Annotated in this window: 7 protein-coding genes and 1 pseudogene; 4 read left to right on the top strand and 4 right to left on the bottom strand. The window is 47.4% G+C overall.

The annotated features are described in order from the left end of the window. The first annotated feature begins 489 nt into the window (after positions 1–489). Positions 490–699, top strand: coding sequence for a 2-oxoisovalerate dehydrogenase (locus Q502_RS05935; protein WP_102819198.1), 210 nt, complete (start codon positions 490–492; stop codon positions 697–699). Then, positions 696–940 (top strand): annotated as a pseudogene (locus Q502_RS15050) (type II toxin-antitoxin system HicA family toxin). The gene Q502_RS05935 and the pseudogene Q502_RS15050 overlap by 4 nt, the downstream one beginning before the upstream one ends. 1,595 nt (positions 941–2,535) lie before the next feature. On the opposite strand, the gene Q502_RS05920 reads toward Q502_RS15050, so the two are convergent. From Q502_RS05920 to Q502_RS05905, 4 genes are all read right to left on the bottom strand, one after another. After that, positions 2,536–3,156: a DUF3226 domain-containing protein gene (locus Q502_RS05920; protein ID WP_102819200.1), complete on the bottom strand. Its 621-nt coding sequence runs from the start codon at positions 3,154–3,156 to the stop codon at positions 2,536–2,538. After that, positions 3,156–3,539: an ATP/GTP-binding protein gene (locus Q502_RS05915; protein ID WP_102819201.1), complete on the bottom strand. Its 384-nt coding sequence runs from the start codon at positions 3,537–3,539 to the stop codon at positions 3,156–3,158. Before Q502_RS05915 ends, Q502_RS05920 begins: the two co-directional genes overlap by 1 nt. Before the next feature lie 59 nt (positions 3,540–3,598). After that, positions 3,599–4,228 (bottom strand): AAA family ATPase, encoded by a 630-nt coding sequence (locus Q502_RS05910; RefSeq protein WP_102819202.1) that lies wholly within the window; start codon positions 4,226–4,228, stop codon positions 3,599–3,601. 682 nt (positions 4,229–4,910) lie between these two features. Next, on the bottom strand, positions 4,911–7,064 hold the full coding sequence (locus Q502_RS05905; protein WP_102819203.1) for a hypothetical protein: 2,154 nt from the start codon (positions 7,062–7,064) through the stop codon (positions 4,911–4,913). Between the two features lie 614 nt (positions 7,065–7,678). Between Q502_RS05905 and Q502_RS05895 the strand changes: the two genes are divergently transcribed. Further along, positions 7,679–7,876, top strand: a complete 198-nt coding sequence (locus tag Q502_RS05895; RefSeq protein ID WP_102819205.1) for a hypothetical protein — start codon at positions 7,679–7,681, stop codon at positions 7,874–7,876. Next, positions 7,869–8,135, top strand: a complete 267-nt coding sequence (locus tag Q502_RS15045; protein WP_102819206.1) for a type II toxin-antitoxin system RelE/ParE family toxin — start codon at positions 7,869–7,871, stop codon at positions 8,133–8,135. Before Q502_RS05895 ends, Q502_RS15045 begins: the two co-directional genes overlap by 8 nt. Positions 8,136–8,378 lie beyond the last annotated feature (243 nt).

Below are 8,378 nucleotides of genomic sequence, written 5' to 3'. Positions count from 1 at the left end.
CCCCGATATCGGCAGGTAGGGCGTGGTCGGCGGGGACAGTGGTGTATAGGAGACAGGGACCCGCTGTACGCTTAAGAACAAGGGCCCGCTGATCGCTGCTAAAGATAACGTTGAACCAATAAAAGCTTCCCCGCGAAGCGGGCCTTGCGACCTGGCGTGGTCTTCGCCAGCCTTGCGTCCCGGCACGATCTTTGCCGGCATTGCGTCCGCCGATGCTTTTCGGCGCCTTGCGTCTAATCAATTAGCATCACTTCCGCCGGCGATCTTTCGGCGCATCACTTCCTCGCGCCAGCGAGCATCACTTCCCGACGAAGTCGGCCTCGCCTCCTGCCAAAGGCAGCATCACTTCTCGATGATGGTATAATTTTCCTGATTGGTTGTAAGCTCATACGATTCGAAATGATTCATCCGAAGTATTGCAGGACCGATAACTTGACTAAGTGATTCTTAAACAATGAGCGGTTTCTGAAGAATAGGTGGAGGTAAAAGGTGAATAGCGAGATAATCTTTCTGGTTGAAGAGGATTCTGTTTCGGGGTTCATTGCGCGAGCTTTGGGCCAGTCAATAGTTACTGAAGCGGAGACTCTTGAAGAACTCAGGGAGAAAATCAGAGATGCCATCAGATGTCATTTCGATGAAAACGACCTCCCGAGAATAATCAGGCTGCATTTCGTCAAAGAAGAGGTAATTGCGCTTTGAGACTCCCTAGGGATATCGGCGGTGAAGAACTGTGCAAAGTTCTCTCCAAGTTAGGTTACGAAGTCACACGTCAAAGCGGCAGCCATGTCAGGTGACTACAAAGCAGAAAGGTGAGCATCATATAACTATACCTAGACACAGTCCGCTGAAGCCAGGTACTTTGAACGCCATACTCACGGAAATCGCCGACCATCTTCAAATGACAAAGAAGGACTTGCTTCAATTTCTAGACGAGGAGTAGTCGTATTTGACATTAGGAGGGCAAACGACCGTTCGCTACCACAATAATCGAAGAATCACTTAACCCCCTCATGAATGTGCTTCTTTCAGGATCTGGGCTTCAAGCTAATCAATGAAGCGTCCTCCGTTGACGGTCATCAAAGAAACTTAATGCTGAAACAAGTTCAGAGATGAGTTGCTATTCTATCCCGACCACTAATGGTCATCATCCCGTAGAGCGTGCCCTGATGAAGCCTGCCCTGAAAATGTTCTGTTCAGGGCTCCTGTTTGGGGTCATCCCGTGATGGGCCTGCACGGGATCTCGCCCTGAAGATCCGCTGTTCGCTTTAAAACATGGTTCGCCGTTGACCGTTCAAGATCATGAACCCGTTCACCGCTAAGACCATTCGATCGAGAAAGAGCAATGTCGAGCCGTTCGCTTCGCTCACGAGAAGACGAGAAGCGAAAATAGGGACTGACAGGCTCCTTATGTCTGTCCCATTTTTCGCGTACTGGAAGGACAGTTTTTTTTAGCTTTTGCTTTTATAACATGCAGCTTGGCACTTGCAACTGACGGACTTCTCGGAGAACGGTGAGCCTATAACGGATAACCGTTTCTTATTCAACTTGCATCTTGTCACTTGCAACTGTTTCAAAGACCGAGATCCTGGCCTGAAGCATGCCAGGATGACCTGAAGAAAGAGTATGGTTCCCCAATGAGCCTGCCCTGATAAGCGCCTCTTTGGTCATCTCGTGATGAACTTGCACGGGATCTGATCTTGAAAGCGCAGCAGCTGGAAGCGCGAAGCTAGGAACTGACCAGCTCCTATGGTCATGGACAGTCATCCCGCAGTGGTTCTGTGCGGGATCTCGCACTTAGCAACCGCTGTGCGCTTAAGAACGGTGAACCCGCTGATCGCTGGTAAGACCCGCTTGTAAAAAAACGCTGATCGCTGTGGAGAACCGTCCTTCGTGACTCGTCCCAGATCATGGACCCGTCCTTCGCTGAGACCCAAGCCCAGATCCTGAACAGGAGCACTTCAGGATGACGTGAAGGACTGTCATCCCGATATGAAACTGATCGGGATCTCGAATGTAAGAGCCGCTGAACGCTTAAAAACGGTGAACTCGCTGGTCGCTGACGAAGACAACGTTGTCCGTCAACGGTCCGCCGTTCTCGGACGGATAAGAGCAGACAGCCGCCAAAGAGAAAACATTGTTCTTCGCTCTAGAGCAAGGATCTGTTCTTCTTGGTCAAGGTCAGATCAAAGAGATGATTGTGGCGGCGGAAGCTTCAACGCCTCTGACTGGTTTCTTCTCTCTCTCTTCTCTCGTGAGCGCAGCGAACCTCTCCACAAAGCTCTTTCTCGTTTTTTTTGTTTAGCCGGCGCAGCCGGAAATGGCCTGCGTCAGCAGACTGGCCATCGAAGGTGACTGGCATTTATTTTCCTCCTGCGCAGCAGCATCACTTCCGCCGATGTTCTTCGGCGCATCACTTCCTCGCGCCAGCGAGCATCACTTCCCGACGAAGCCGGCCTCGCCTCCTGCCGAAGGCAGCCTTGCGTCCCGGCATGATCCTTTGCCAGCATTGGTCATCCCTGTGCTTACGAAAAAGAACTATATCTGGAGAAATGCATCTATGAGCGTTCCCATCTCGCATCTATCGAAAATGCTGAAATCAAAGTAGCTTTTCTGAGCAGCCAAGCCAATCGAGTTGCAGTACTCCTGCATCAAAGATAGAAGGGCTAGCATATACTGTTTAGGTCTAAATGATCTGTCAGCGCATTTGAAGAACTGATCTACGCAGCCGCGTAAGTTACGAGATTTAATAACGTCCACCAAGAGAGACTCGAGACAACTTGAACGTTTATTATCCAGAGTAACAAATACCCCTACTGTTACCATACCAGATTCATCTGTAGCGAAGTGGCCTGGTCTATCGGGCACCGGTAATGATTCGCTCCGCAAAACATGCGAAACGCTCTGAAAGGCTTTTTCGGCGCTAAGGTCGGCATCTCTAATAATCGCGATCCTTCTGACAGAATCGAAGCCTGGTAGATCCTTTAGATCCGCCAGGTCTTGCCTGAAACTATACTTTCCACCCGCATCGATAATCTGTACCTTGGATTTCTCCAAGCCCTTATGTCTGAAAATGTAAGCATCAAGAAAAGACACCTCGTCCTTTCCTTCTACTATCAAAAGTGAGTCGCTGACGACACTATCGGGTTTCTTAAACACTATCTTACCTCCCACTCTCTCTCCATGAAACGAGTGAGGGCATCTCTATCAAACACCGTGACTTTTGCCTTATCGTCTGTCGTCTCTGTTCTAAAGACTCTAATCATGTCTTCCATTGATTCTCCCTCAGTAGAATCTACCAGCGCTTTGATACATTCATACGAGTGAGTGGTAGCCGCAACTTGCACATCGTAGTTAATAGCTGACCTAATTAGGCTCTTCCAGAGGAGATCGAGGGAAGAATGGTGAAGCCCATTATCGATCTCATCTATCAATAGGATTCCATTACGAGCTTCATAAGCATTCAGATTAACAACAAGTAGTTTCACCATACCGTTTCCTAACAGCTGAACCGGTAGCATCTTGCTCAGTCCTATATCCACAAATATAGTTCCGTTGGCCCCCAGTACGAATCCACTAACTGAACCGTCCAGTTTCCTTGCTACATCACCAACAACTTGTCTTTCTTATCCACAAGCATTCTTTCCAGTCTCAGGGCAATCTCTGAATAAGTAATAGTGAGATCATTAGTGAACAACGCCCTCTTGGGCTCCAATTTGCCCTCCAAAACCCTTGTTCTTACATCACGCTTTTCCTGAAATACCTGAGACCTTGTATGTCGTGTGCCTTGCAAATCAGTCTCCTCATACACCAGATCAAGCCCCAATACCGAGGATTCGCTTGATGATTTGCTTCCAGCTTGAGATGAAGAATCCGAGTCTTTCGGAGAATGAGAGTCCACTTCCCCGAGATCACTTGCATCGGTAATCGGAGAAATACTGAGTCTATTAGCGGCTCCGTCTTTAAGTCCCTCCATTACTATGGGCGAAGTGATATTCATTCTGTTGAAGAACGATCGCCAGACATTGTCAGATACGAATTTCAACGACCTGAAAGAGTTGATCGATGTCGGAAGCCTAGGATTTCCTGCGCCTGAAAGGAGAAACATTGCCTCGAGAACGCTCGTCTTCCCGGAATTGTTCGATCCAACAAAGAGATTAATCCGGGATAGGCCATCAATCTTGAGTTCATGAATCCCCCTGAAATTGCTTATATGAAGGTTCTCATACATCTCCTGTCACCTTCCTTCAATGACTTAATTTCAGTATAACACCAGAAGTTGTCTCAGGAAATAATTCACGATGCTCTCACTTACTTCTCACGTTTGATCTTCAAAGACCAGGAACCTAACTCGACCTCTGAAGAACCGCTGTAAGCCAGAAGTTCCGCTGATCGCTCTAAAACATGGTTCGCCGTTGACCGTTCAAGATCATGAACCCGTTCACCGCTAAGACCATTCGATTGAGAAAGAGCAATGTCGAGCCGTTCGCTTTGCTCACGAGATGACGAGAAGCGAAAATAGGGACTGACAGGCTCCTTATGTCTGTCCCATTTTTCGCGTACTGGAAGAACAGTTTTTTTTAGCTTTTGCTTTTATAACATGCAGCGTGACACTTGCAACTGACGGACTTCTCGGAGAACGGTGAACCGTTGACGGTTGACCTGAGATGCTTCCTGCCGAAGGCAGCCTTGCGTCCCCGGACGCTCCTCCGGGCATTGCGACCTGGCATGATCCTTGCCAGCCTTGCGTCCCGGCATGATCCTTTGCCGGCATTGCGTCCGCCGATGCTTTTCGGCGCACACTTCCTCGCGCCAGCGAGCATCACTTCTTGCGCAGCAGCATCACTTCCCGACGAAGTCGGCCTCGCCTCCTGCCAAAGGCAGCCTTGCGTCCCGGCATGATCTTCGCCAGCCTAGCTTACTTCATCGAAAACCTTCTGCACTCTCTTCAGCCACTCTTTGCCGCCCTTGAGTTTGAACCAGTCTTCTCTGAACTCTTCTGCCAAGAGTTTCGCATTGATCTTTTTCTGGCATCTGATATCGCCATCTTCTGCCCTATCAAAGTCCTCTTCATCCGGTTCGTCATTTTTGAGGAGATACTGGATCAAATCAGGCAGTTCCTGCAAAATCCCGATCATAATTCCTTCTGCTGCGTCGATCTCTTTGTTGAAATAAGTAAAAAGCGCCTTAACCATAAGGGCCTTCGGCTCGCTTTCCTCATCGATCGCTTCTAGCAGTAATTCGAGGTTCTCGTAGTCCTTCGTCCTCCATCGAACGATCATATTGCTCGTATAAAGGTTATCGGCATCCTCGGGACTTACAAATGGATCTACTGCTTCGATGGCCCTTAAGGCCTCCCTATAGTTCTTGTCCTGGATCAGCTTCTCGATATAGTTCTCTATAAGGCTCAAATACTCTCTGTTCGAAGGACTATCTCTCTTACTCATCAAGTAGGCCTCATCCTCTAGGTCAGCAATGTCGTCAACAAAGTCCACTGCCATTTCCCCCGAGAATTGAAGATTCTCCATGACTTTATCCATTTTCCTTGTGGGCATGAAGAGAAGAGTATTCATGAACTCGAAGTTAAAGATGTACTTGTCGCAATAAGCCTCGATCGCCTCAATTGCGTCGTCCAGATCGTTGTTTCTCATTACCGCGTTTATAAGCGTATACATAGGCACTCTAGAGTATTCAACTTCCTCGGAATCATCTTCTGAAACGAAACAAGGCTCCATAATCTCTTCCAGCTCTGAAAAGACATCCTCGAGATCGCCCATACGATCGTATTCACTAACCATATCCTGATAAGCGATTTCCAGATCATTGAGAAAATCCCTTGCCAGAATAAGGATTAAGTCATAATCCGATTCATCAGTAGAGCCTCCACGCTTAATCTCGGCTGAAAAGGACTCATCTTCCAATTCGTATTTTCTAGAGAGCAGAAAGCCCGCTGTAGTCACTCCAAACGTGTGCTCGAAAGTCTTCAGGTACTCCATGAACATCTCGACGTTCTCTCTCGACTCTCCCTTCTCTATGAGCGCGGTGGCAACTGCCAGCATCGTTGAGTCTAAAAATTCCTCTTCAAGCGGCTCCAGAAAAGACTTAAGCCAATCGAAAAGCTTGGTGAAATCATACTGCAAAACGATCTCGTGAAGAAAGCCGTTTATCGTCAACAAGTTCGCAGCATTCAAAACAACGGCAAGTATAGGATCCTCAAGCGAATCGAAGACCCCACAGACTATCTCTCTCGCCCTCTCCCTTTCTTCGGCAATATCGCTTCTGGTCATGGCAACCGCAGCATATAAGAAATCTACAGCCGCAAACTGAGTAATGCTCTTAATAAGCTCCACGATATCTTTAGTACTTACATTCTCATTCATGATAAGAGTCAGCATAGGCAGCTGGGAGCTGGTATCACTCTCGGCTCTTGGAATCTGAAAATCCAAGATCGATCCAACAATCTCACTCATCGTATAAGAGGCTTCAATCGGAAGCATTACCTTCTTCAGATTCTCCGCGGCTTCACTGTTAAGCCCATGCTTATGAATGTTCTCGGAGAGAAAAGACGCAAGTTCATTTCCCCACAGGATCAAAGGGGTATAGTAGCTGTCCTTCGCGTAAAACCAGAAGCGAGTAAGATTTTCACTTAGACTCGACTTAGGGCTATCCGTATCTGTTTTCGCGAAGGGAGCAAAGAACTTCTCATCGTTGTCGCCCTGCTTTCCGTAGAACTTGTCAGTACTTAGCAGTGATTCATCCGCATCCTTCAGAAGAGAAAGAAGGTTTTCCAAAAGAATACTTGCCATCTCCTCTTTTATCTCATCAGAAAGAGAATCGTCAAAGAGTAGCATCCCAGCCAGATACCCTCTGAAGAAACCGTCGTTCATAATCTCTTCAACTGATTCATCGAGTAAGAACCCGTTCTTCACAGCTTCGGCTAATCTAACAGCCTTCTCTCTGTCAAGGAAAGCATCCAGCTCATTGAGCGGCTCAAATACGGTGTAGGAATTCCAGTTCATCTCCAGTGCCTCTGCAAGAAGCGTCAACTTCACCGTCTCTCTATTCATACATCACCTCAAACATCCGTAATAACAACAATCTTATCATCAATGGATGAAAGGGTCAGAGTTGACCGTTCAAGATCATGAACCCGTTCACCGAAAAGGCCGCTGTACGCTTAAAAGCGGTGAACCCGCTGGTCGCTGACGAAGACAACGTTGTCCGTCAACGGTCCGCCGTCCACCGATCGAGAAGAGCATTTCAAGAGACTTATAGAGTTTATTGGCCTTGCTCTAATAATTTGCAACTGCTTGTCTTTTTCACACCAAAGATCGAGATCCTGGCCAGTAGTATGCCAGGATGACCAAAGCAAGAAAAGGCTGTCATCCCGTAGAGCCTGCCCTAAGAAGCCCGCCCCAATGAAGCCTGCCCTGAAAATGTTCTGTTCAGGGCTCCTGTTTGGGGTCATCTCTTGATGCACCTACACGGGATCTAGTTCTTCTCATCCTTCTCGCCCTCTCTCCTCATCTCGAACCAGAGGTTAGAAAGTTAAGTTCTTGTCGCCCTTCAAACCTCTCGCCTCTGTCCCCTGACCTCAACTTTACCAAGAAGAACTTGGACACGCAGCTTCGGAACGAGGGACCGCTCCTCAAAATGCTATAATTCCATATGAGGTGATTTAATGAAAGAACCCCGCATGATTGTTAATGAAGATGGAAAACCAGTTAGCGTGATTCTTAGTATTTCTACATATAAGAAGATTCTCGATGAGTTGGAAGAATTGGAAGAGATTCGAGCATACGACAAAGCTAAGAAGTCAACCGACAAGATTCTTCCGTTTGAAGAGGCTCTAGATAAAGTCAAGCGCGAAGATGCCTGACACATACAAACTTCTTATTCTCAGCACAGCTGCAAAAGAGCTTCAGTCACTTCGAGAGCCGAACTATAGCAGAATCAAGCAAAGGATATTGCTGCTCGCTTCGAATCCGCATCCAAGAGGTTCTAGTAAGTTGACCGGAAGAGAGGGATGGCGGATAAGAGCTGGTGACTATCGGATTATCTATGAGATTAGTGATGAAGATAAGTCAGTTACTAATCTGCATATCGGCCATCGTAGAAATGTATACAAGAATCTTTGAGACATATTCTTGATGTTTGAATCAGATAGAAGGAACACCATCTTCTCACAAGTCGACTTCTGATTGCGCTCCTGAGCTTAAGAATAAAGAACTGCTCTTCCAAGAACGGGGCCATGCTCTTATCGGAGAACGGTGAACCGATAACGGACAACCATTTTCTTTTTCAACTCGCAACTTGTCACTTGCAACAGTTTCAAAGATCGAGATCCTGGCCAGTAGCATGCCAGCTACTCTAAGTTGTCA

It is taken from the genome of Mesotoga sp. Brook.08.YT.4.2.5.2., assembly GCF_003351125.1.
Lineage (GTDB): Bacteria > Thermotogota > Thermotogae > Petrotogales > Kosmotogaceae > Mesotoga.
Note: the sequence above shows the minus strand (reverse complement) of the source record. Positions and strands in the feature narration are given on the sequence as shown.